Origin of the sequence: Citrobacter sedlakii NBRC 105722 (genome assembly GCF_000759835.1) — a bacterium.
GTDB classification, from domain to species: Bacteria; Pseudomonadota; Gammaproteobacteria; order Enterobacterales; family Enterobacteriaceae; genus Citrobacter_A; species Citrobacter_A sedlakii.
The window spans coordinates 15251-36812 of the sequence record NZ_BBNB01000005.1; the positions used below are offsets into that span (position 1 = coordinate 15251).

Below are 21562 nucleotides of genomic sequence, written 5' to 3' on the forward strand. Positions count from 1 at the left end.
TTCAATCCCTCAATGATGCCTGGAATCGCTCTTTTAATGCCTCTACACATTTGGCGACGGTAGCGGCAATCTCCTCTTCTTCGAGTGTACGGCTGGTATCCTGAAGGATCAGGCTAATGGCGAGGCTCTTATACCCCTCCGCAACACCCTTACCACGGTACACGTCAAATAAGTTTACGCCAACTACCTGATTTACGCCAACTTTCTTACATTCGGATAAAACATCTGCAGCGGGAACGTTTTCTGCGACCACCACGGCGATGTCGCGGCGGTTTGCCGGGAAGCGAGAAATCTCACGCGCCTGAGGCACCACGCGGTCTGCAAGCTTGTTCCACTCCAGTTCAAACACCAGCGTACGCCCGTTGAGATCGAGCTTACGCTCCAGCTCCGGATGAACAACGCCAATGAAACCAATGCGTTCACCTTTCAGATAAATCGCTGCAGACTGTCCCGGATGCAGCGCCGGATTCGCTTCGGCTTTGAACTGCACATCGCCGAGCTTACCGGTGAGATCCAGCACGGCTTCCAGATCGCCTTTCAAATCATAGAAATCAACGGTCTCTTTTGCCAGGTTCCAGTGTTCATCGTAACGGTTGCCGCAGATAACGCCAGCCAGCATCAGGTCCTGTCGAATCCCAAGGTTCGCCTGGGTGTCCGGCACGAAGCGCAGACCGCTTTCAAAGATGCGCACGCGGTTCTGCTGACGATTCTGGTTATACACTACCGTAGCTAACAGCCCGGTCCACAGCGACAGACGCATCGCGGACATGTCGACAGAAATGGGGCTTGGCAGCAGCAACGCTTCTTCAGCCGGGTGAATCAACTGTTGTACTTTTGGATCCACAAAGCTGTAGGTAATAACTTCCTGATAGCCTTTGTCGTTGAGCAACGTTTTCACGCGTTTAAGCGACAAATCCGCTTCACGGTGCGTTCCCATGATCAGACCAGCCTGAACCGGTTCGTCAGGAATATTGTTGTAGCCGTACACGCGTGCGACTTCTTCTACCAGATCTTCTTCGATCTCCATGTCGAAGCGCCAGCTCGGCGCAACGGCCTGCCACTCGCCCTCGCTTTCGGTTACTTCGCAACCGAGACGACGCAGAATATCGCTGACCTGTTCGTCAGCAATATGATGGCCAATCAGGCGATCCAGCTTGCTCCGGCGCAGAGTGATCGTGGCGCGCTTCGGCAGCGTCGCATCGTTCGTCACGTCAATAACCGGACCAGCCTCACCGCCGCAAATGTCGATCAGCAGGCGGGTCGCACGCTCCATCGCTTTATACTGCAAAGCCGGATCGACGCCGCGCTCATAGCGATGAGAGGCATCGGTGTGCAGGCCATGACGACGCGCGCGGCCAGTGATCGACAGCGGGCTGAAGAAAGCACATTCCAGCAGCACGTTTTGCGTTTCATCGTTCACGCCGGAATGCTCGCCGCCGAAAATACCGCCCATGGCCAAGGCCTTATGGTGGTCGGCAATAACCAGCGTGTCCGCGCTCAGCGTCGCTTCGGTCCCGTCCAGCAGCACCAGGGTTTCGCCTTCTTTCGCCATCCGGACAACAATGCCGCCTTCAATGCGATCTTTGTCGAAAGCATGCATTGGCTGGCCCAGTTCGAGCAGCACATAGTTAGTGACGTCAACCACCGCGTCGATGGAGCGAATACCACAACGACGCAGTTTTTCCTTCATCCACAGCGGCGTAGGCGCTTTAACGTTGATGCCTTTCACCACTCGACCCAGATAGCGCGGGCATGCGTCAGCCGCTTCTACGGTAATCGGCAGCACATCGCTGACGGTCGCCGCCACCGGAGAAATTTCAGGCTCAACCAGCGGCGCTTTATTCAGTACCGCCACGTCGCGGGCGACGCCAATGATGCCTAAACAGTCGGCACGGTTGGGCGTTACGCTAATTTCGATGGTGTTATCATCGAGTTTCAGGTATTCGCGAATATCGGTTCCGATCGGCGCATCTGCGGGCAGTTCGATAATGCCGCTATGGTCGTCGGAAATGCCCAGTTCAGAGAATGAACACAGCATCCCTTCGGACGGTTCGCCACGCAGTTTTGCCGCTTTAATTTTGAAGTCGCCCGGCAGCACCGCGCCAATTGTCGCGACCGCCACTTTGAGCCCCTGACGGCAGTTTGGCGCCCCGCAAACAATATCCAGCAGACGTTCGCCGCCCACGTTCACTTTTGTTACGCGCAGTTTGTCTGCATTCGGGTGCTGGCCGCACTCAACCACTTCACCAACAACCACGCCGTTAAACGCGCCAGCCACCGCTTCAACACCGTCAACTTCCAGGCCGGCCATGGTGATTTGATTCGACAGCGCGTCGCTGTCGATTGCCGGGTTAACCCACTCGCGTAACCACAGTTCACTGAATTTCATTATGTTGTCCTGCCCTTATTTAAACTGTTTGAGGAAACGCAGATCGTTTTCGAAGAAGGCGCGTAAATCGGTGACACCGTAACGCAGCATGGTCAGACGTTCCATCCCCATGCCAAACGCGAAACCGGAATAGATTTCCGGGTCGATACCGACATTGCGCAGCACGTTCGGATGCACCATGCCGCAGCCCAGGACTTCCAGCCATTTGCCGTTTTTGCCCATCACGTCAACTTCGGCGGAAGGCTCGGTGAACGGAAAATAGGACGGGCGGAAGCGAATTTGCAGATCTTCTTCAAAGAAGTTACGCAGGAAGTCGTGCAGCGTCCCTTTCAGGTTGGTAAAGCTGATGTTGGTATCGACAATCAGGCCTTCCATCTGATGGAACATCGGGGTGTGGGTCTGATCGTAGTCGTTACGATACACACGGCCCGGCGCGATAATACGGATCGGCGGCTGCTGCTCTTTCATGGTGCGAATCTGCACGCCGGAGGTCTGGGTGCGCAGTAAACGGGTGGAATCAAACCAGAACGTATCGTGATCCGCACGCGCCGGGTGATGGCCCGGAATATTCAGGGCGTCAAAGTTATGATAGTCATCTTCAATCTCGGGCCCCGTCGCCACCGTAAAACCCAGCTCGCCAAAGAAACTTTCGATACGGTCGATGGTACGGGTTACCGGATGCAGGCCGCCATTTTCGATACGACGACCGGGCAGCGATACGTCAATCGTTTCTGCCGCCAGACGCGCATTCAGCGCCGCATTTTCCAGATCCGCCTTGCGCGCGTTCAGCGCCTGCTGCACCTGCTCTTTCGCTTCGTTAATAACCGCACCGGCTGCAGGACGCTCCTCAGGAGGCAGTTCACGCAGGGTCGTCATTTGAAGGGTCAGGTGCCCTTTTTTGCCCAAATATTCGACGCGTACATTGTCTAACGCGGCAACATCTGACGCCTGGTTAATGGCTGCCTTCGCACTGGCAACCAGCTCTGCGAGATGTGACATGGTTTTCCTCATTATGTGGCGATAATCATAAGTCGCTCGTCTATACGCAAAATCATTCAGGTTGTATCACAAAACACATAAGTGTTTTAACAGCGCTTGCGCTGCCCCCACAGGGCGAGGCTGCAAGCCGAGTCACGCGGCAAGAGAGCGCATCCTCAGAAGCGTACATCAGTACGTGACTGGGGTGAGCGAATGCAGCCAACACAACGACAACTTGAAGGATAAAGCGTATAAAAAAAGCCTCCACCAGGGAGGCTTTATGCGCTGTTTTTCGTTTCTTCTTTCACGCGCTAGCCTCCTGGAATCAGGTGCTAAAGTAAAAAAAGAAGCGGAAAATAGCAGCATTCATGCTTGCGTTACCTTGTAGGGTAAAAACCGGAGAACCTTTATTGAAAAGGGTTACGGATGAATTGTCAACTCATTGACGACATTACAAATAAAAGAGAGGGAGCCAGGCTCCCTCTTTTCACTGGCTTATGCCAGAGCTGCTTTCGCTTTTTCAACCAGCGCGCTGAACGCTACTTTGTCGAATACGGCGATGTCAGCCAGGATCTTACGGTCGATTTCAACAGAGGCTTTTTTCAGGCCGTTGATGAATTTGCTGTAAGAAATACCGTTCTGACGTGCTGCTGCGTTGATACGCGCAATCCACAGTTGACGGAACTGACGCTTACGCTGACGACGGTCACGGTAAGCGTACTGACCTGCTTTGATAACAGCCTGGAAGGCAACGCGGTATACGCGAGAACGCGCACCGTAGTAGCCTTTCGCTTGTTTCAAAATTTTCTTGTGACGTGCACGTGCAATTACACCACGTTTTACGCGAGCCATGTTGCTCTCCTGTATCTATTCTGATTTGCCCTTTACCGCTGTCAACCCAGGGCCTGAATTGCCTGGCGTTGAAGCGCGTCGATTGGGCGTAAAAAAGTTAAAAAAATCGTTAACGGCTTATGCGTACGGCAGGCACGCGATAACCAGGCCCAGATCGCCTTTGGAAACCATGGCTTTCGGACGCAGGTGACGTTTACGTTTGGTCGCTTTTTTGGTCAGAATGTGACGCAGGTTAGCGTGCTTGTGCTTAAAGCCACCTTTACCGGTTTTTTTGAAGCGCTTAGCAGCACCGCGTACGGTCTTAATTTTTGGCATCTTAATAACTTCCACTTCGCATTGTTAATTAAACGAAACGTAGGGCGAACAAAATCTGTGAAGCCCGAAGGCTTCACAGAAATGGTTACTTGAAGGCCTTACTGTTTCTTCTTAGGAGCGAGCACCATAATCATCTGGCGGCCTTCGATCTTCGATGGGAAGGATTCGACCACTGCCAGTTCTTGCAAATCGTCTTTCACGCGATTAAGCACTTCCATACCGATTTGCTGGTGGGCCATCTCACGACCACGGAAACGCAGCGTGATTTTGGCCTTATCGCCATCTTCGAGAAAGCGAATCAGGCTGCGGAGTTTTACCTGATAGTCACCTTCATCAGTACCAGGGCGGAATTTAATTTCCTTCACCTGGATAACTTTCTGCTTCTTCTTCTGTTCCTTAGAAGACTTACTCTTTTCATAAAGGAACTTGCCGTAGTCCATGATACGACAAACTGGCGGTTCGGCGTTAGGGCTGATTTCAACTAAATCTACTCCAGCCTCTTCAGCCTTTTCGATCGCTTCTCTCAGACTCACAATTCCCAGTTGCTCACCTTCCAGACCTGTTAAGCGAACTTCCTGGGCGCGAATCTCGCCATTGATACGATTCGGACGTGCCGTTTGAACTCGTTTTCCGCCTTTAATACCTTATTCCTCCAGTTGTTGAAGACTGCGGCTGCGAATCTCTTGTTGCAGCTTCTCGATCACTTCATTTACGTCCAGGCTGCCCAGGTCTTTACCACGGCGGGTGCGAACGGCCACTTTGCCAGCTTCCACCTCTTTGTCACCGCAGACCAACATATAAGGGACACGACGTAAAGTGTGCTCGCGGATTTTAAAGCCAATCTTCTCATTTCTCAAGTCTGCTTTTACACGAATGCCCGCATTTTGTAGTTTCTGCGTCAATTCGTTAACGTATTCAGACTGTGAATCGGTGATGTTCATCACCACGACCTGAACCGGCGCCAACCAGGTCGGGAAGAAGCCAGCGAACTCTTCGGTCAGGATACCGATGAAACGTTCCATTGACCCAAGAATGGCGCGGTGAATCATCACCGGCACTTTACGCTCGTTGTCTTCGCCGACATAGGACGCGCTCAGACGGGACGGCAGTGAGAAGTCCAGCTGTACAGTTCCGCACTGCCACGCACGATCGAGGCAGTCGTACAAAGTAAACTCAATTTTCGGACCGTAGAAGGCGCCTTCACCCAGTTGATACTCAAACGGGATGTTGTTTTCTTCCAGCGCCACCGCCAGGTCCGCCTCAGCACGATCCCACATTTCGTCGCTGCCGATACGTTTTTCAGGACGAGTGGAAAGTTTGACAACGATCTTCTCGAAGCCAAACGTGCTGTACATATCGTAGACCATACGAATACAGGCGTTAACTTCATCGCGGATCTGCTCTTCGGTACAGAAGATGTGCGCATCATCCTGCGTAAAACCACGCACACGCATCAGACCATGCAGCGCGCCTGACGGTTCGTTACGATGGCAGCTACCGAATTCCGCCATACGCAGTGGCAGATCGCGGTAGGACTTCAGGCCCTGGTTAAAGATCTGCACGTGCCCCGGGCAGTTCATCGGCTTGATGCAGTATTCACGGTTCTCAGACGAGGTCGTGAACATCGCATCTTTATAGTTTTCCCAGTGCCCGGTTTTTTCCCACAGCACGCGGTCCATCATAAACGGACCTTTCACTTCCTGATACTGATACTCTTTCAGCTTGGAGCGGACGAAAACTTCCAGTTCACGGAAGATGGTCCAGCCGTCGTTATGCCAGAACACCATGCCCGGCGCCTCTTCCTGCATATGGTAGAGGTCGAGCTGCTTACCGATTTTACGATGGTCGCGTTTCGCCGCTTCTTCCAGACGTTGCAGGTACGCATTAAGGGCTTTTTTATCTGCCCATGCGGTACCGTAAATACGCTGGAGCATCTTGTTGTCGCTGTCGCCACGCCAGTATGCGCCCGCGGTTTTCATCAGTTTAAAGTGATGGCAGAAACGCATATTCGGCACGTGCGGACCGCGGCACATATCAATATATTCTTCATGATGATACAGGCCAGGCTGATCGTCATGAGCAATGTTCTCATCAAGAATAGAGACTTTGTACGGCTCGCCGCGTTTCACAAAGGTTTCGCGCGCTTCGTGCCAGCTCACTTTTTTCTTGATGACGTCGTAGTTTTTCTCCGCAAGCTCGTGCATCCGCTTCTCGAGCGCGTCGACATCTTCCTGGGTCAGGGTGCGGTCAAGATCAACGTCATAGTAGAAACCATTGTCGACAACCGGGCCAATCGCCATTTTGGTATTTGGCCAGAGTTGTTTGATCGCATGGCCCAGCAGGTGCGCGCAGGAGTGACGAATGATCTCCAGCCCTTCTTCATCTTTCGCGGTGATGATAGACAGCGAAGCGTCATTTTCGATCAGATCGGAAGCATCCACCAGTTCACCGTTAACACGGCCAGCGATGGTAGCTTTTGCCAGACCCGGACCGATATCCAGGGCAACATCCATGGGGCTTACAGCGTGGTCGTAATGGCGTTGACTGCCATCAGGAAGAGTAATAACAGGCATGTTATGTCCTTATTTGCAGTGGTGACCCATACGCAAGATCACATACAAAGTTTCGATATTTAAAATTACCAAAAAGTAATGGGCTGATTCCCGCTTCACTCTGCGAAATATGTCACGGGTCACCGCAATGGCGACACTGGGCCTACACCCGCTTTTTGATAACACCGTCTGACAGTGTACACGGCATTGCCTGCCGTTCAAAGTCGCAATCACCCTGCCTGGTATGACGTAAATCAATTCACTGAAGCGCAGCAAGTTTTGTTACACTGCCGCCACGAACAAAGACAGACAGGACATGAATGATGCCAACGCAACGCTTCGCAAAAAAACACTGGAAAATGGTGGTGGTGCTTATTGCCATTTGTGGCGCCATGCTTCTTCTGCGCTGGGCGGCAATGATTTGGGGTGAGTGACGGGCGACTTGTTTCAGACTGGCCACGCTGCGAGACGCTTAGAATAATTTACGTTTCATCACGAAAATAAAAAAACCGGTACATCAGGATCCGGTTTTTATAAAGAAAAATAACAAGTAGAACACACGTTGCGGTAATGAAATATTAAGACCATTCACCCGCAACCAACGTATGCACATTAAACGCATCATTCATGCTTTGCCCCGTAGACTGCGAACCCGGTGCGATATTCGAGCCGGCTTCTACGTCAGACGCCTGGGTAATGCCCACGCGCGAGGTGTTGTCTGCGTGCGTTGCTGTCACAGGTTCGGCAGCGAAAGCGCCGAAAGAGAGTGCGGAAAGCACGATCGCCGCACTGGCTGTTTTGATATTATTCATATTGTTTTATCTCTTACTTGAATTAAAACCTGGTATTAAAGGCAATAATCTGCCTGTATCGCTAAGTGTAGATCTGGATCACACTTTTGCCTAGTCAAAATAATTAACAATTCGTGTCAAATAAATTGTATAAAGCAAGGATGTGATAAAGATGGAGAAAATATGAAGAAATGAAAATTTCGAAAAAAATAAAACTCCGGTTGAAAAATAATAATACGGTAGCGCAATTTTAAACGCCAGACTGCATAACAGCCTGGCGGAGTATTACATCTTGTATCCGAGCGATACGGTCGTGCGGCGATCCGTATGCTCCGGTGCTGTTGCTGGCGGTTCGGAGTTCCAGGTAACGTTATACGCCACCTTCAGACCAAAGTGTTCGTTGATGGCGACGTTGAGCGCCGTTTCAGAGTTCAGCGTAGTGTCCTCCGCACCGAACACCGACACACCCTGAGTGAATTTGGTGGTATCGGTCATCTGCCATGCATAAGCGCCTGACGCGTAACCCAGCGGCTGTGTCTCGGTGGTGCCATCGGTGTGCTCGTCGTATCGAACGCCCGGACCGAATTCGAAACGGAAGCTGTGTACGGGGCCATTCAGGAACTGCCGTCCGTAACCGGCGGTGAGCACATCACGTTCGCGATAGCCGTTATAACGATCCGTCAACCAACTGGCCTGACCAAAGAGATAATCGTAGTCGCTTAAGTTAAAACGGCTACGCCCGCCAACGGCATATTTTTCTGAAGAACGCTCATCGTTAGAAGAGGTATTGCTTGCGTTGCCCCACAGCGACCAGGCGGTGGTTTGCCCGTACCATGTCATCGTTGTGTCCGCCGTTAAGGACGAACTTTTGGTATTACCCGACTGCGCCAGATAGCCAGCGTTGAGGTTACCTTCGAAGGGTTTCTTCGCACTTGAGGGATCGTCCATGACAGTAAAAACGGAATCATCGGCAGCTGCATACATTGACGCAAACACGCCACCCGCCAGCAGAAACGCAGCGGGAACTGTCTTTAAAAGCTTCATTTATAAAGAGTCCGTACAACAAAAAAAGAGACCGTTACGGTCCCGGAAACTTTCAGAGGGATCAATGACAAACGCCTCAGGAAAGGTAACAAATTATAAAAAGGCTCGAATAACATAGCAATGAATTCTTATTTCATTTTTTGAATAAGAGAGTTCCCAAAGCATTAAATTGTTTATATATCTTTAAGGCAAACAAATTTAATAAAGAGCCAATAAATCAGCTTGTTATTGACTTCACTTTATGCCTGTTCGGTGCCAGACTGAAATAAGCCTAACAGGAGGAAAAGATGGTACGTATCTACACGTTAACACTTGCGCCCTCTCTCGATAGCGCAACGATCACGCCGCAGATCTATCCCGAAGGGAAGCTTCGCTGTACGGCGCCCGTTTTTGAGCCTGGCGGCGGCGGCATTAATGTCGCCCGCGCCATTGCCCATCTGGGCGGCACCGCTACCGCCATTTTCCCGGCAGGCGGCGCAACTGGCGAACACCTGGTATCGCTGCTGGCTGACGAACAGGTTCCAGTGTCGACCGTCGACGCCAAAGACTGGACCCGGCAAAACCTTCATGTTCATGTTGAATCCAGCGGTGAACAGTATCGCTTTGTGATGCCCGGCGCGGCACTAAATGACGATGAGTTTCGCCAGCTTGAAGAGCAGGTTCTGGAGATAGAATCCGGCGCGATCCTCGTTATTAGCGGCAGTTTGCCGCCAGGGGTGAGCGTGGACAAGCTGACTCAGCTTATTACCGCAGCCCAAAAACAGGGCATTCGCTGCATTATTGATAGCTCCGGCGAGGCGCTGACCGCGGCGCTGGCGATCGGCAATATCGAGCTGGTAAAGCCCAATCAGAAGGAACTGAGCGCGCTGGTTAACCGTGAGCTGACCCAACCCGATGACGTGCGTAAAGCGGCGGAAGAGATCGTTCGTAACGGTAAAGCCCGTCGCGTCGTCGTTTCTCTTGGTCCTCAGGGGGCGCTGGGCGTGGATGGTAAAAGCTGCGTGCAGGTCGTTCCACCGCCGGTAAAAAGCCAGAGCACCGTTGGCGCAGGCGACAGCATGGTGGGCGCCATGACCCTAAAACTGGCGGAAGACGCTTCGCTGGAGGATATGGTGCGCTTTGGCGTCGCGGCAGGTAGCGCGGCGACAATCAATCAGGGAACGCGGTTGTGTTCTCATGAGGACACACAAAAAATCTACGCCTGGCTCTCACAAGCCTGATGCTCTCCCCCTCGTCCTGAGGGGGATGCGTTTACACCTGTCGGCATCCGTATTCACCGACTATGCTAAAAAAGCATGAATTTACAAAGAGGTGTCAAATGGCCAGTGGGGATATCACCCGGTACATCGTTACCGTCAAGTTTCATGAAGATTCATTAACCGAAATCAACGAGCTTAACAACCATTTCACCCGCGCGGGTTTTCTGCTCACGCTAACCGACGAAGACGGCAATGTGCATGAACTGGGCACAAACACGTTTGGGGTGATCAGCGCGCAAAGCCCGGATGAGGTAAAAGCTCTCGCGACCGGACTGGCGGAAAGCGCGTTAAACAAAACGCCCGATATCACAATAATGACCTGGGACGATTGGCAGAATGGGGAAAAATCATCGCCATTAGCCCGTTAACGCGTCCACGTTGTGCGTTAGTTCGTGTTTTTTCACCGCATTATTGCGCTAACCTTATGATCTGGCAGACAACATGGGGAGAGACATCATGTGGCAGGCTATCAGTCGTCTTTTAAGCGAGCAACTCGGTGAAGGCGAAATCGAACTGCGTAACGAACTGCCTGGCGGAGAAATTCATGCCGCATGGCATGTGCGCTATGCCGGACGTGATTTCTTCGTTAAATGTGATGAACGGGAAGTGCTTCCTGACTTCACCGCCGAAGCCGATCAACTGGAACTGTTATCACGCAGCCATACTGTCACCGTACCAGAAGTCTGGGCGGTGGGAGCCGATCGGGATTACAGTTTCCTGGTGATGGATTATCTCCCTCCCCGTCCGCTGGACGCGCACAATGCGTTTATTCTGGGGCAGCAGTTGGCCCGTCTTCATGAGTGGAGCGATCAGCCGCAGTTTGGTCTGGATTTTGACAACGCCCTTTCCACTACGCCGCAGCCCAACGCCTGGCAGCGACGCTGGTCGACCTTTTTTGCAGAGCAGCGCATCGGCTGGCAACTGGAATTAGCCGCCGAGAAAGGCATTGCCTTCGGTAATATCGACGCCATCGTGGAACATATTCAGCAACGTTTGTCATCGCATCAGCCCCAGCCCTCTTTGCTGCATGGCGATTTGTGGTCCGGCAACTGCGCGCTGGGGCCGGACGGCCCGTACATTTTCGATCCTGCCTGCTACTGGGGAGACCGCGAGTGCGATCTGGCGATGCTGCCGCTACATACGGAACAACCGCCGCAAATTTATGATGGCTATCAGTCGGTCTCGCCGCTGCCGCTCGATTTTCTCGACAGGCAGCCGGTTTATCAACTGTACACGCTGCTTAATCGTGCCAGACTGTTTGGCGGTCAGCATCTGGTAACAGCACAAAAGGCGCTGGACCAGATTTTAGCGGCCTGACATTCATTCCCGGCGACACTGCGCAGCCCTGCCGGACAGGCGTAAACCGCCCTCCGGCAGGGTTGTTTTATAAAAAGCCGAGCAGAGAAAAAAAGACGTAGCCAAGCGCGATAATAACCACCGGCAGGATATAGAGCGGGAAAATCTGCAGAAAAATGGTGTGGTGCGGTACGACAATGCGCGACTCGATTTGCTCGCGGGTTAGACCTTCACTGCCCTTCGCTTTTTCCAGAATAAGTTGATCCTCAACGCCCTCACGCAGAAAACGGGCCTGGCGGCTCATTCTGGCCCCGGAATCCTGCATTGCCAGCCCCACGAAAATCAGAATAAAAATCAACCAGAACATAATGTTCAGGCTATTCTGGAAATCAGGCGTCGGCGAGTTGTACCAGAACAGATTAAGAAACGGGGTGTTCACCCGCATCATGTCTATCATGACATGGGTAAAATCGAGCATGACGGCATTAATGCCTTCCTGCTTTTCGCTATGCGCATACATAAATTTCAGCGCGGAAATCAAAGTAGAAAGTAATGCTGGTATAAAAATCACCCATCCCAGGATCCGTTTTAGCACCGCTATGCGTCCCGCTTGTTGATACGTCATGAGCTCCCCTTGATAAAGACGCGTCGTTTTGGCTTAAGTCTACCCGCTGATGACTGTTTTCGCTCGATCTTTAAAGACGCTATGATTATTCTCTGACCCCTGAACGCTCTATAAGGAGAGGTGGTAATGACAATTCCGCGTCAAATTCTTGCGGCAATATTCGATATGGATGGCTTGCTGATTAACTCCGAACCACTATGGGATCGGGCTGAACTGGACGTGCTGGCAAGTGTAGGCGTAGATATCACCCGCCGCCATGAACTTCCCGATACGCTTGGACTGCGCATCGACATGGTGGTTGATCTTTGGTTCGCCCAGCAACCCTGGAACGGCCCGAGCCGTCAGGAGGTGACTGAGCGCATTATTCGCCGCGCGATCACGCTGGTCGAAGAGACGCGCCCGCTGCTCCCCGGCGTAAAAGAAGCCGTGGCGCTGTGTAAAGAACAGGGGCTGCTCGTGGGTCTGGCATCGGCATCGCCGCTGCACATGCTGGAGAAAGTGCTGACCATGTTTGACCTGCGCGACAGCTTCGACTCCCTCGCCTCGGCGGAAAAACTGCCTTACAGTAAGCCACATCCGCAGGTCTATCTCGACTGTGCGGCAAAACTGGGCGTGGATCCGCTTACCTGTGTCGCGCTGGAAGACTCCGTCAACGGCATGGTGGCTTCTAAGGCGGCGCGAATGCGCTCCATTGTCGTGCCTGCAAAAGAGGACCAACACGACCCACGTTTCGCGCTTGCCAACGTTAAGCTGACCTCACTGACTGAACTTACCGCCGCCGATCTGCGCGGTTGATCACGCACGGGCAGTGTCAGGCATTGCCCGTTTTTCCCATCCCACCAACAAAAATAAAACATTGTTTCATTTTGTATTGTGTTCTGTGTCTTCCTCTTCTATCCTTTTTTGCGGGCAAATAACGAATAACAGCGGGTCGCCGAGGTCACTATGATTTTGAATGCGTTTTCTCTTACAGGTAAAGTCGCTCTTGTTACCGGTTGCGATACCGGGCTTGGTCAGGGAATGACCGTCGCGCTTGCCGAAGCGGGCTGCGACATCATCGGGGTGAACCGTAAAATACCCCATGACACCGCCGCCAAAGTCGCGGCGACCGGTCGCCGTTTTTTCGCTATTCAGGCCGATCTCAGTCAGCAAGACCCTCTTGCGGATATCGTCGCGCAAGCCGTCGGGCAGTTTGGTCGTCTCGACATTCTGGTGAATAACGCCGGCATCATTCGCCGCGAAGACGCGCTCAATTTCAGCGAAAAAGACTGGGATGACGTGGTGAATCTGAACCTGAAATCCGTCTTCTTTCTCTCGCAGGCCGTAGCCCGCCAGTTTATTGCCCAGGGTGATGGCGGAAAAATCATTAATATCGCGTCAATGCTGTCGTTCCAGGGCGGGATTCGCGTTCCCTCATACACCGCGTCAAAGAGCGGCATCCTCGGGATAACCCGGCTGCTGGCGAATGAATGGGCGCAATATGGGATAAACGTCAATGCCATTGCTCCCGGCTATATGGCGACCAATAACACGCAGCAACTGCGTGACGACGCAGAGCGCAACAAAGAGATTGTCGATCGCATCCCCGCCGGACGTTGGGGTACGCCGGAGGACCTGCAAGGCCCGGTGGTTTTCCTCGCGTCTCGAGCCTCGGATTACGTCAATGGCTACACACTGGCGGTGGATGGCGGTTGGTTAGCGCGTTAATCGCGCAATATTGACAAAGAGTTACAACGTCACCACTTCCGCCTACTGTATAAAAATCCTATACTGTACGAATTAACAGTTTATTGGGTTGTATCATGACGGCGGAAGGTCACCTTCTCTTTTCTATTGCCTGCGCGGTGTTCGCCAAAAACGCCGAGTTGACGCCCGTGCTTGCACAGGGCGACTGGTGGCATATCGTTCCTTCCGCCATCCTGACCTGTCTGCTGCCGGATATCGATCACCCGAAGTCGTTTCTCGGGCAACGGTTGAAGTGGATCTCAAAACCGATCGCCCGGGCGTTCGGGCATCGCGGATTCACGCACAGCCTGCTCGCCGTCTTTGCCTTGCTGGCGACGTTCTATCTGAAAGTGCCAGAGACCTGGATCATTCCGGCGGATGCCTTACAGGGTATGGTTCTCGGCTATCTGAGCCATATTCTCGCCGACATGCTCACCCCGGCAGGCGTTCCACTGCTCTGGCCGTGTCGCTGGCGTTTCCGGTTACCGATCCTCGTCCCGCAGAAAGGGAATCAACTGGAGCGTTTTCTCTGCATGGCACTGTTTGCCTGGGCGGTGTGGATGCCCCAGTCGTTGCCCCAGAACAGTGCGGTACGCTGGTCATCCGACATGATCAATACGCTGCAAATGCAGTTCAACCGCTTTATAAAACATCAGATCGATTAGTAAATCAGCGAAATTGTCGTTTTTGGCATAAACAATTCCATTTGAATATAAGAGCCGGTTCACACTTCTGCTACTCTTGCGCCAACAGGCTCGCTCCAGATAGCGAGACGAATAATAAAATCAGGAGAACGGGGATGAATTTTCCATTAATCGCGAACATCGTGGTGTTCGTCATTCTGCTGTTTGCGCTGGCGCAAACCCGTCATAAACAGTGGAGTCTGGCAAAGAAAGTACTGGTTGGTCTGGTCATGGGCGTGGTCTTTGGCCTCGCCCTCCATACTGTTTATGGTTCTGACAGCCAGGTACTCAAAGATTCCGTACAGTGGTTCAACATTGTCGGTAATGGCTATGTACAGCTGCTGCAAATGATCGTAATGCCGCTGGTGTTCGCTTCTATTTTGAGTGCGGTAGCCCGCCTGCACAACGCTTCACAGTTGGGAAAAATCAGCTTCCTGACCATCGGCACGCTGCTGTTTACTACGCTTATCGCCGCACTGGTGGGTGTGCTGGTGACCAACCTCTTCGGTCTCACCGCAGAAGGGCTGGTACAGGGCGGCGCCGAAACGGCGCGCCTTAACGCTATCGAAACCAACTACGCCGGAAAAGTCGCAGACCTCAGCGTCCCGCAGTTGGTGCTGTCGTTTGTACCGAAAAACCCGTTTGCCGATCTGACTGGCGCGAATCCGACCTCTATCATTAGCGTGGTGATCTTCGCTGCGTTCCTCGGCGTGGCTGCGCTTAAGCTGCTAAAAGATGACGCGCCTAAAGGCGAGCGCGTATTAACCGCTATCGACACCCTGCAAAGCTGGGTAATGAAGCTGGTCCGCCTGGTGATGCAGTTAACCCCTTACGGCGTACTGGCGTTGATGACCAAAGTCGTGGCGGGCTCCAACCTGCAGGACATCATTAAGCTGGGCAGCTTTGTGGTGGCCTCCTATCTGGGGCTGGCGATAATGTTTGTTGTCCACGGCGCGCTGCTGGGCGTTAATGGCGTCAGCCCGTTGAAATACTTCCGTAAGGTCTGGCCGGTGCTCACTTTCGCTTTTACCAGTCGCTCCAGCGCCGCGTCTATTCCGCTGAATGTTGAAGCGCAAACCCGTCGTCTCGGCGTGCCGGAATCCATCGCCAGCTTCGCCGCCTCGTTTGGCGCGACCATTGGTCAGAATGGCTGTGCCGGTCTGTATCCGGCTATGCTGGCGGTGATGGTCGCCCCGACGGTAGGTATTAACCCGCTCGATCCGGTCTGGATTGCCACGCTGGTTGGCATTGTCACCGTCAGCTCCGCTGGTGTGGCGGGAGTTGGTGGCGGCGCAACTTTCGCCGCACTGATTGTTCTGCCCGCAATGGGCCTGCCAGTCACGCTGGTGGCGCTGCTGATCTCCGTTGAGCCGCTGATCGACATGGGTCGTACCGCGCTGAACGTGAGCGGCTCCATGACCGCTGGTACGCTGACCAGCCAGTGGCTGAAACAAACCGATAAAACCATTCTGGACAGTGAAGAAGACGCCGAACTGGCGCATCGTTAAGCGAAAAAACGCCCTTCTTTAACGATAATAACCGCCTTTCGGGGCGGTTTTTTTATGGCGCATTAGTCAGCGATTTCATTTTCCTGCCGTACCTGGTTTGCCCAGCGTTGAGCGGACTCCGGTACGGTAAAGGCGGGCGATCGCTGGAACGACTCACCCAGTAAGACAAACGCGACATATTTTCCACGCAAAATCCACACGTCACGAAACGCTTCCATTTTTATCGCATGTTCAGGCGGCGCGGGTTCCACTCGCGGGACATAGCTAATAACCGGGCGATTTTGTTGGCGTAGAGGTTTCATCATTAATTGCTTCACTAAGACCGATGCTAAAAATCAGAAAAGAACTATCTTAGCCGATTTTTCCCCTGCCCGTCCTGCTCTGCACGTGCGCTTTGCGCGTCGGCTCGCCGTAACCATGCCGTGGTCTTCCGATAGAATCTCCGTGGTGGTCTATAGTTAGTGGGGTTTTAACAAATAAAACGGTCTTTTCAGCCATGAAAAATGGAGACGAGTTCAATGTCGCATAATGAGAAAAATCCCCATCCTCATCAGTCCCCTGTCCACGACACCCGTGAATCGCAGCCAGGACTTGACTCTCTGGCGCCTGAGGACGGCTCGCATCGCCCGTCCCCGGAACCCACTCCGCCGGGCGCACAGCCAACGGCCCCCGGCAGCCTGAAAGCGCCGGATACCGGAAATGAAAAGCTGAACGATCTCGAAAGCGTGCGTAAAGGCAGCGAAAATTTCGCGCTCACCACCAATCAGGGCGTGCGTATCGCCGATGACCAGAACTCCTTACGCGCCGGTAGCCGCGGTCCTACGCTGCTCGAAGATTTTATCCTGCGCGAAAAAATCACCCACTTTGACCATGAACGTATTCCGGAACGTATTGTTCACGCGCGTGGGTCCGCGGCGCACGGCTACTTTCAGCCCTATAAAAACCTGAGCGATATCACCAAAGCCGCTTTCCTTTCCGATCCGGACAAAATCACGCCAGTATTTGTGCGCTTTTCCACGGTACAGGGTGGCGCTGGCTCAGCGGACACCGTACGTGACATCCGTGGATTCGCCACCAAGTTTTATACTGAAGAAGGCATTTTCGACCTGGTGGGCAATAACACCCCCATTTTCTTTATACAGGACGCGCATAAGTTCCCGGATTTCGTCCACGCCGTTAAGCCCGAACCGCACTGGGCGATTCCGCAAGGTCAAAGTGCCCATGACACGTTCTGGGACTATGTTTCGCTACAGCCTGAAACACTGCACAACGTCATGTGGGCGATGTCGGATCGCGGTATCCCGCGGAGCTATCGCACCATGGAAGGTTTCGGTATTCATACCTTCCGACTGATTAACGCCGAAGGGAAAGCGACGTTTGTACGCTTCCACTGGAAACCGCTGGCGGGCAAGGCTTCGCTGGTATGGGACGAAGCGCAGAAACTCACCGGTCGCGACCCGGACTTCCATCGCCGCGAACTGTGGGAAGCTATCGAAGCCGGTGATTTCCCGGAATATGAATTAGGATTCCAGCTAATTCCGGAAGAAGACGAATTCAAATTCGACTTCGACCTGCTGGACCCAACCAAGCTTATCCCGGAAGAGCTGGTACCGGTGCAGCGCGTAGGGAAAATGGTGCTGAACCGTAACCCGGACAACTTCTTTGCCGAAAACGAGCAGGCCGCGTTCCACCCGGGCCATATCGTTCCCGGTATTGATTTCACAAACGATCCGCTGCTGCAGGGCCGACTGTTCTCGTATACCGACACACAAATCAGCCGCCTCGGCGGGCCCAACTTCCATGAAATCCCTATCAACCGTCCAACCTGCCCGTATCACAACTTCCAGCGTGACGGTATGCACCGGATGGGCATCGATACTAACCCGGCTAACTATGAGCCCAATTCGATCAACGACAACTGGCCGCGTGAAACGCCGCCAGCGCCTAAGCGGGGAGGTTTCGAGTCTTATCAGGAGCGCGTTGAAGGCAACAAAGTACGCGAACGTAGCCCATCCTTTGGCGAATATTACGCTCACCCGCGCCTGTTCTGGTTGAGCCAGACGCCGGTTGAGCAGTTGCATATCGTCGATGCCTTCAGCTTTGAGCTCAGTAAAGTGGTTCGCGCTTATATACGCGAACGGGTTGTGGATCAACTGGCGCATATTGACATAACGCTGGCGCAAGCAGTGGCGAAGAATCTGGGCATTGAACTGACGCCGGAACAAACGCAAATCGCCCCGCCGCCGGACGTCAACGGACTGAAGAAAGATCCATCGCTGAGTCTTTATGCGATCCCCGACGGTGATATTAAAGGTCGCGTGGTGGGGATTTTACTGAACGGTAAGGTAAAATCCGCCGACCTGCTGGCTATCCTGCAAGCGCTGAAAGCAAAAGGCGTTCATGCGAAACTGCTTTACTCACGCATGGGTGAAGTGGTGGCCGACGACGGTTCTACCCTGACCATTGCCGCCACCTTCGCTGGCGCGCCATCCCTTACCGTCGATGCCGTCATTGTGCCGTGCGGCGATATCGCGGATATCGAAAACAGTGGCGACGCCCGTTACTATCTGCTCGAAGCCTATAAACACCTCAAGCCTATCGCTCTGGCGGGTGATGCACGACGCTTTAAAGCTGTGCTGAATGTCGACAGTCAGGGGGAAGAAGGTCTTGTCGAAGCAGACAACGTGGACGGTCAGTTTATGGACGCGTTGTTTACGCTGATGGCCGCGCACCGCGTGTGGTCACGAACCGGTAAAGTGCCGCTAATCCCGGCGTAATCAATAAGTAAAAAACGCGGCGCATTATGTATGCGCCGCAAACTCAGGCACTACACATCAAGAAAACTGCCCAGACGGTAGCCGCGTTCCACAATCGCCTTCCTCAGCGACGGGGACGTCAGTACCTCCAGTTCAGTCAGGCGGGGATAACAGTAGGCGCTTTGACGAATCACATTGTCGATAAACGCCGGATGACACATCACTTCCAGTGAAGCCTCCCCACGCGCCGCAGAGGCGTCCAGAACGTGCAGAAACAACGCTTCGGAAATCGCTTCACCGTAAAACTCGCTGCTAAATCCTTGCGAACTTCGCAACGTTGCCGGCAGGTCCGCGGCATTAAACACCGGCTGGCGGTCAATACGCAGCGCCACTCCCCGTTCGGCGGCAAAACGCGCGACGACAGGAAAAATTTGCGGGAACATATGCACGTGATGATGGCTGTCCAGATGCGTAGGCTCCCGCCCAAACAGATCGATAAAACGCTGATACTGACACTCCAGTTCGCGGGCGATTTCATCCAGCGGCAGCGTATCCTCTTCCGCCATCTGCCAGATCCATTTCCCCAGACGCCCTTCCCGGGTCAGCCCTGGCATCCTGGTTAACGGGGCGCCGAGCGTCAGAACAAAGTGCATCCCTACGGCCAGCGACGGATGTTCGCGGCTTAAGTGCGCCGCATGCTCAATGGCCTCGCCGTTCACCAGCGCCGTGGTGGAAGTCACCACCCCATGGCGACAGGCCTCAATGATGCCGTAGTTTTGTCCTTTGCTCAGGCCAAAATCGTCCGCATTGACAATCAGTACGCGTTCCATAGTCAACCTCTTTAGTGTTGTGCGCCTTTCAGTTTTTCAATACAGCCAGCAAAGTTAGGCAGCCACTTTTCATGCGCCAGGATCAGCTCACGCGCCAGGGTTTCCGCATCGCGATCCGAATGGACCAGCGGGCTGAGGTTAAGCGCCAGCAGCACGTCGTTAAACTCACCGCTCAACGCTGCCTTGCTGGCCGCCACTTCAAAACCCTTGATGGTATAGATAAGCCCCAGCACTTTTTCGTCAAAATGGGTGATTCGCGGATGCGGCTTCGCGCCGTCGCGGCCCAATGTACAGGTCATTTCCACCGCCCAGTCCGCCGGAATGTTATCAACGTGCCCGTGATGCGGAACGTTGACATAATGCTCAGTCTGTTTGTCGTTGAAAATGGCGTTAATCACTTCGCACGCAGCATCAGAGTAGTAAGCGCCGCCGCGCTGCTCCAGCTCTTTCGGCTTCACGTTCAGCTCCGGATTTTTGTACAGATCAAACAGCTGTTTCTCAACTTTCTGCACTACCTGCGCGCGCGCGCCGCCCTTGTAGTATTCGCCCATTTCAATGGCCAGCATCTCTTTCTGCTTGAAGTAATACAGCAGATACGAGCACGGCAGCAGATTCAATGAGCGAATCAGACCTTCACTGAACGGCAGATCAAAAATGTTCTTCACGCCGGACGCTTTAAGCTGACCGGAAGCGACGCCATCCAGCAGTTCAGCAAAGCGCGACTCCCCGTTGACGAACACATCTTTGATGAACACCATGTGGTTCAGGCCAAACAGATCGATAGACAGCGCATCGCTCTCTTTCAGTCCCAGCACATCGCCGATGAACATTTTCATGCCGACAGGAATGTTGCACACCCCAATGAAGCGCTTAAAGTTGGTGTGGCGATACACCGCTTCGGTCACCATACCCGCCGGGTTAGTGAAGTTAATGACCCACGCATTCGGGCAAAGTTCTTCCACATCCTTAATGATGTCAAAAATCACCGGAATGGTGCGCAGGCCCTTAAACAGACCGCCTGCGCCATTGGTTTCTTGTCCCAGGTATCCCTGGCTCAGCGGAATGCGTTCATCCAGCTCGCGGGCTTTCAATTGTCCGACGCGCAGCTGGGTGGTTACAAAGTCTGCATCTTTCAGCGCTTCGCGGCGATCGAGGGTTTTAAAGACCTTCATCGGCACCCCCGCTTTCTCCACCATGCGCTGACACAGGCGGTAGATGATATCCAGCTTCTCTTCGCCGCCTTCCACGTCAACCAGCCACAATTCAGAGACCGGCAGCTCATGATAGCGCTTAATAAAGCCTTCGAGTAATTCTGGGGTATAGCTGCTCCCGCCACCAATAGTGACGACTTTTAATTTCTGGCTCATAATTTCTCCCTTCAGTGTCAGACACTGGCGTGAATTATGCTCGGCCCTTTTTTCAGGTGTAACGCGGGGGTCCCGCGTTAATATTGGGCAAGCTTTAAAATCAGGTTATTGAATAAAGTTTTTACTGATTATATTGCGTCAGTTTTTTTCGATAGCTGTTTGGCGTAAACGACGTCATTTTTTTAAACGTTTTAATGAACAAACTTGGGCTACTGTATCCGGCCTCGTAGGCGATATCGGTTACGGAGTAGTTCGTCATCTCCAGCTGTTTTTTGGCAAAGTTAATACGAATTTCGTTAATTAACTGCATCGGCGTTTTTCGATAATAACGCTGCGTCGCTCGCGTCAGGTATTCCTGGGATTTTGCGGACAGGGAAACCATATTCTCCAGCGCGTTTTCGCCAAACTGCTCTTTATTGTGCATGGTTTCGACAGTGGCTTTTAACCACTGCGGAATATCATCCAGCACCTGTTCCTCACGATAATGACGCAGGCGGTTGATAATGTAGAAGGTGACCACTTCCACAAATTCCTCCAGCCCGGTATCTCGAAAGTTGAGCGAGGAAATCACTGTTTCGACATAGGTTAAAAA

The 21562-nt window shown here is 53.0% G+C and carries 23 protein-coding genes and 1 other annotated feature; of the genes, 9 read left to right on the top strand and 14 right to left on the bottom strand.

The window, feature by feature from the left end:
- Position 1: 1 nt before the first annotated feature.
- The 7 genes from pheT to thrS form a co-directional block, all read right to left on the bottom strand.
- Positions 2 to 2389: a phenylalanine--tRNA ligase subunit beta gene (pheT, locus tag CSE01S_RS09660; RefSeq protein WP_042287447.1), complete on the bottom strand. Its 2388-nt coding sequence runs from the start codon at positions 2387 to 2389 to the stop codon at positions 2 to 4.
- A gap of 15 nt (positions 2390 to 2404) precedes the next feature.
- Positions 2405 to 3388 (bottom strand): phenylalanine--tRNA ligase subunit alpha, encoded by a 984-nt coding sequence (gene pheS, locus CSE01S_RS09665; RefSeq protein WP_042287448.1) that lies wholly within the window; start codon positions 3386 to 3388, stop codon positions 2405 to 2407.
- Positions 3389 to 3618: 230 nt separating this feature from the next.
- Positions 3619 to 3742, bottom strand: a sequence feature (Phe leader region).
- Entirely contained in the window at positions 3693 to 3737 is a 45-nt protein-coding gene (pheM, locus tag CSE01S_RS23050) for a pheST operon leader peptide PheM (protein ID WP_001386830.1), read from the bottom strand. It overlaps the preceding feature by 45 nt.
- Before the next feature lie 120 nt (positions 3743 to 3862).
- Complete coding sequence (gene rplT / locus CSE01S_RS09670; RefSeq protein ID WP_000124849.1) at positions 3863 to 4219, bottom strand: 50S ribosomal protein L20; 357 nt, start codon at positions 4217 to 4219, stop codon at positions 3863 to 3865.
- A 117-nt stretch (positions 4220 to 4336) separates the two neighbouring features.
- Entirely contained in the window at positions 4337 to 4534 is a 198-nt protein-coding gene (rpmI, locus tag CSE01S_RS09675; RefSeq protein ID WP_001124225.1) for a 50S ribosomal protein L35, read from the bottom strand.
- Between the two features lie 98 nt (positions 4535 to 4632).
- A complete protein-coding gene (gene infC, locus CSE01S_RS09680; RefSeq protein ID WP_042287453.1) occupies positions 4633 to 5175 on the bottom strand; it encodes a translation initiation factor IF-3 in 543 nt (180 codons plus the stop codon).
- Positions 5176 to 5178: 3 nt separating this feature from the next.
- On the bottom strand, positions 5179 to 7107 hold the full coding sequence (thrS, locus tag CSE01S_RS09685; protein WP_042287456.1) for a threonine--tRNA ligase: 1929 nt from the start codon (positions 7105 to 7107) through the stop codon (positions 5179 to 5181).
- Between the two features lie 302 nt (positions 7108 to 7409).
- Here thrS and yniD point away from each other — a divergent pair, with 302 nt between their 5' ends.
- On the top strand, positions 7410 to 7520 hold the full coding sequence (gene yniD / locus CSE01S_RS23055) for a small membrane protein YniD (protein WP_120714873.1): 111 nt from the start codon (positions 7410 to 7412) through the stop codon (positions 7518 to 7520).
- Between the two features lie 144 nt (positions 7521 to 7664).
- Here yniD and CSE01S_RS09690 read toward each other — a convergent pair whose 3' ends face one another.
- Together CSE01S_RS09690 and CSE01S_RS09695 are read right to left on the bottom strand one after the other, a co-directional pair.
- Positions 7665 to 7898 carry a YdgH/BhsA/McbA family protein gene (locus CSE01S_RS09690; protein ID WP_042287459.1) on the bottom strand — a complete coding sequence of 78 codons (234 nt, stop codon included), beginning with the start codon at positions 7896 to 7898 and terminating at the stop codon, positions 7665 to 7667.
- Between the two features lie 264 nt (positions 7899 to 8162).
- Positions 8163 to 8921 carry a DUF481 domain-containing protein gene (locus tag CSE01S_RS09695; RefSeq protein ID WP_042287461.1) on the bottom strand — a complete coding sequence of 253 codons (759 nt, stop codon included), beginning with the start codon at positions 8919 to 8921 and terminating at the stop codon, positions 8163 to 8165.
- A 287-nt stretch (positions 8922 to 9208) separates the two neighbouring features.
- Between CSE01S_RS09695 and pfkB the strand changes: the two genes are divergently transcribed.
- The 3 genes from pfkB (at position 9209) to CSE01S_RS09710 (ending at position 11497) form a co-directional block, all read left to right on the top strand.
- Positions 9209 to 10141: a 6-phosphofructokinase II gene (gene pfkB / locus CSE01S_RS09700; RefSeq protein ID WP_042287463.1), complete on the top strand. Its 933-nt coding sequence runs from the start codon at positions 9209 to 9211 to the stop codon at positions 10139 to 10141.
- A 98-nt stretch (positions 10142 to 10239) separates the two neighbouring features.
- Complete coding sequence (gene ghoS / locus CSE01S_RS09705) at positions 10240 to 10548, top strand: type V toxin-antitoxin system endoribonuclease antitoxin GhoS (RefSeq protein ID WP_042287464.1); 309 nt, start codon at positions 10240 to 10242, stop codon at positions 10546 to 10548.
- A gap of 88 nt (positions 10549 to 10636) precedes the next feature.
- Positions 10637 to 11497, top strand: a complete 861-nt coding sequence (locus CSE01S_RS09710) for a fructosamine kinase family protein (RefSeq protein ID WP_042287465.1) — start codon at positions 10637 to 10639, stop codon at positions 11495 to 11497.
- Positions 11498 to 11564: 67 nt separating this feature from the next.
- Here the strand turns inward: CSE01S_RS09710 and CSE01S_RS09715 are convergent, their stop codons facing one another.
- Entirely contained in the window at positions 11565 to 12101 is a 537-nt protein-coding gene (locus tag CSE01S_RS09715; RefSeq protein ID WP_042287466.1) for a YniB family protein, read from the bottom strand.
- 126 nt (positions 12102 to 12227) lie between these two features.
- On the opposite strand from CSE01S_RS09715, the gene hxpB reads away from it, so the two are divergent.
- The 4 genes from hxpB (at position 12228) to tcyP (ending at position 16017) form a co-directional block, all read left to right on the top strand.
- Positions 12228 to 12896, top strand: coding sequence for a hexitol phosphatase HxpB (hxpB, locus tag CSE01S_RS09720; RefSeq protein ID WP_042287467.1), 669 nt, complete (start codon positions 12228 to 12230; stop codon positions 12894 to 12896).
- Between the two features lie 150 nt (positions 12897 to 13046).
- Complete coding sequence (gene kduD / locus CSE01S_RS09725) at positions 13047 to 13808, top strand: 2-dehydro-3-deoxy-D-gluconate 5-dehydrogenase KduD (protein ID WP_042287471.1); 762 nt, start codon at positions 13047 to 13049, stop codon at positions 13806 to 13808.
- A gap of 95 nt (positions 13809 to 13903) precedes the next feature.
- Complete coding sequence (locus CSE01S_RS09730; RefSeq protein WP_042287473.1) at positions 13904 to 14491, top strand: metal-dependent hydrolase; 588 nt, start codon at positions 13904 to 13906, stop codon at positions 14489 to 14491.
- Between the two features lie 134 nt (positions 14492 to 14625).
- Positions 14626 to 16017, top strand: coding sequence for a cystine/sulfocysteine:cation symporter (tcyP, locus tag CSE01S_RS09735; RefSeq protein WP_042287476.1), 1392 nt, complete (start codon positions 14626 to 14628; stop codon positions 16015 to 16017).
- A 62-nt stretch (positions 16018 to 16079) separates the two neighbouring features.
- On the opposite strand, the gene cedA is transcribed toward tcyP, so the two are convergent.
- Entirely contained in the window at positions 16080 to 16334 is a 255-nt protein-coding gene (gene cedA, locus CSE01S_RS09740; protein ID WP_072014981.1) for a cell division activator CedA, read from the bottom strand.
- A 201-nt stretch (positions 16335 to 16535) separates the two neighbouring features.
- Here cedA and katE point away from each other — a divergent pair, with 201 nt between their 5' ends.
- A complete protein-coding gene (gene katE, locus CSE01S_RS09745) occupies positions 16536 to 18794 on the top strand; it encodes a catalase HPII (protein ID WP_042287480.1) in 2259 nt (752 codons plus the stop codon).
- Positions 18795 to 18844: 50 nt separating this feature from the next.
- On the opposite strand, the gene chbG is transcribed toward katE, so the two are convergent.
- The 3 genes from chbG to chbR form a co-directional block, all read right to left on the bottom strand.
- Entirely contained in the window at positions 18845 to 19603 is a 759-nt protein-coding gene (gene chbG, locus CSE01S_RS09750) for a chitin disaccharide deacetylase (protein ID WP_042287482.1), read from the bottom strand.
- 11 nt (positions 19604 to 19614) lie between these two features.
- Positions 19615 to 20970 (bottom strand): 6-phospho-beta-glucosidase, encoded by a 1356-nt coding sequence (locus CSE01S_RS09755; protein WP_042287485.1) that lies wholly within the window; start codon positions 20968 to 20970, stop codon positions 19615 to 19617.
- Positions 20971 to 21091: 121 nt separating this feature from the next.
- The coding region (chbR, locus tag CSE01S_RS09760) for a transcriptional regulator ChbR (protein ID WP_042287487.1) at positions 21092 to 21562 on the bottom strand (471 nt) is incomplete at its 5' end.